This window comes from Sulfurovum sp. (assembly GCF_041551015.1).
In the GTDB taxonomy this organism is placed as follows: domain Bacteria; phylum Campylobacterota; class Campylobacteria; order Campylobacterales; family Sulfurovaceae; genus Sulfurovum.
This window is the reverse complement of the sequence record NZ_JBFENQ010000189.1, coordinates 1-2,661: the sequence shown is the minus strand read 5'-3', so window position 1 is coordinate 2,661 and position 2,661 is coordinate 1. Positions and strand designations below refer to the sequence as shown.

Genomic DNA, 2,661 nt, shown 5'->3' with positions numbered 1-2,661 from the left:
CTCAAATAGACGTTGATTTGTTTACTTATATTTGGTTGTCAAAGATCATTCAATAACACTCTTGCTAGCAACTCGCTAACCGTCCATGTGTTGTTGGACGCGTATTATAGCACCGAACTCCTCTCATGTCAAGAGTTTTTCGCGAAAATATGAAAAATTATTGAAATTCTTTTTTTACTTACATTATATATGTAAATTAACTAAAAATTGGCTTATTTTAGCTCAATTAACTACTAGTGCCCTACAGTACTTTATTGAAAGTATTCAGAAAAGAATGTAGTATAATTTAAGGCTATATTAATGCTTTTATAATAGAAATATTAATGCAGATAAAATAAGGAAAATATAAAAATATTGGAATATTTTTTTAGAAAGAAAAGAAGAATAGATGGTTTATTTGTTTAAATTAGATTGTTAAAATGAAATAGTATTAAAGATTCTAAATATATTTTTTGTTTTACGTAAAATATTTTCTATCTAATATTTAGATTTAGTGTATATATGTTCGAACTAAGGATACTAAAGCATATAAATAATTCAAAATTCTTTTTGATTTATAGTAAAATTTGGCTCAAAGGGATTAGTGTAGAGAAAGAGACTACTTAATAGTAGATGACTGAACGAAACAAAGCCCGTTCAGTCGGGCACCCCTCTTATGCTTTAGCAACGGGGGTATCGGCATTTAGTGCCAGATATACTGTGAAGCGAGAAGAATTAGATCTTTTCTGCCATTGGAACATCATAAAGGATATCATCCATTGGGTGTCTATACATAGGCATAGCAAGTCTCTTCTCATCAAGAATATGACCAATAAATCCGATAGATCTACCTACGATAAAGAATGCATTGAGTGTACCTGATGCGATAAACTCATTGATCTCTTCTTCAGAGTAACCAAGTGCTCTCCACATATCAACCATAAGGATACCAATAGTACCATCAACGTTAAGAATGAGGTTCTCTTTTTTAGAAGTTGTCAATGCTTCAACTGTTCTTGCATAATCAAGAAGTGGAGTAGCCGGGAAATGCTCAGCAGCATAATCCATCAAACCTTTCACTCTTAAGTCAGGGTTTTTAAGAGACTTAATTCTGTGTCCGATTCCTGGAATTGGCACACCTTCACCTTTCATATAATTCAAGAACTCTTTTGGAGTCATGTTATTATCATCAGCATGCTTAAAGTACTGAGCCGCACCATCAATCGCACCACCAAATCTTGGTCCAATTGTAAGAAGACCTGTTACAAGTGCTTCAACAACAGATTTACCTGCTCTAGCAGTTACTTTTGCATTGTGTGCACCAGATACTGCTGGACCGTGATCAGCAACAGTTTTCATAACAGTCTCGATAAAGTCTGTAGCCCATTTTGGATACTGTTTTTTGAACCATAGTAGAGATACAACATCACCGATACCTTTACCTGTATCTGGCGTTGCTACTGAAGAGATAGGGAATCCAGCATATGTAGCCTCATCACCTCTATCATCAGAAATAGTACAGATAAACTGCTTACTTCTTCTTACTTTAGGTACAACATTCATATCTGGTTCAGGGATCGCAGGAACATTTAGAGACTCAAATACTTCTTTGATTTTTGCCGGAAGGTCATTAAATGTTGCAGGTACATGAATACCAGCTTCAGCCATAGCTTTGTTCTTAGATTCAGCTGTTTCTCGCTCAGCATTTGCAGATGCACCTGCATGACCGAATTGAACACCTGAGTCATAGTACTTAGCAATCGTACCGATACACCATGCAATAATCGGTTTTGTGATCTTACCTGATTTTATAGCATCTATCACTTTGTACTCTTCTGTACCACCAACTTCACCAAGAAGGATCATGTATTTTACATTTGGATTCTCTTCCATTCTAAGAAGGTTATCGATGAATACTGAACCAACAAATCTATCTCCTCCAATCGCTACACCTTCTGCGATACCATCAGCATTGATAGCAATGATATTAGAAAGCTCGTTGAAAAGACCACCTGATCTTGTTACAAGACCACATGAACCTGCTCTATGAAGTTTTGAGTTTACGATGTTTTCAATCGTACCACCAACGTTTGCAATTTTGAATGCACCAGGAACGATACCACCAACTGTAGCAGGTCCGATAACAACAACACCTGCATCACGTGCAGCTTGGTTCATTTTACGTGCAAGTCTTTCAGGGATACCTTCAGCTGTGATCATTATAGTCTTAAATCCACCGATCTCCAATGCTTCCATTGTTACATCATATGCTGTTCTAAATGATGCAAAGTTCAAAAGAACATCAGCTTGTGGCTGAGCTGCTTTTGCTTCTTCTGTATTTTTATAAAGTGGGATCATTATCTCATCACCACCCCAGAAGAATTTCTCAAACTTGTTACCACTTGTAGGAGCAACAATACCCGCTACTGAAGGTTTCTCTCTTTTGATTGTGTAATCATAGTCTAACATTCTTTGGATTGCTGTTGTGTTGTTATTCCAAAAAATAGCCTGTGTATCTCTAGTAAATAATTGTGCCATCTTCTCTCCTTATGCCTCTACTGCCATTCTAACGATATCAGTTACGTGTGTCTCTGGTCCGTATACATCGATCCATAGACCAAGTCTATCTGCTGCTTCTTTAATATCTTTAAGACCTTTTTCGTAGTTTGGTCCACCACGTCT

The 2,661-nt window shown here is 36.6% G+C and carries 2 protein-coding genes; both read right to left on the bottom strand.

The features are described from left to right. Window positions 1-714: 714 nt before the first annotated feature. Complete coding sequence (locus ABZC96_RS09560; RefSeq protein ID WP_373030739.1) at window positions 715-2,517, bottom strand: citrate/2-methylcitrate synthase; 1,803 nt, start codon at window positions 2,515-2,517, stop codon at window positions 715-717. A 9-nt stretch (window positions 2,518-2,526) separates the two neighbouring features. Beyond that, window positions 2,527-2,661: ATP citrate lyase citrate-binding domain-containing protein (locus tag ABZC96_RS09555; protein ID WP_373030741.1), on the bottom strand; the 135-nt coding region annotated here is incomplete at its 5' end.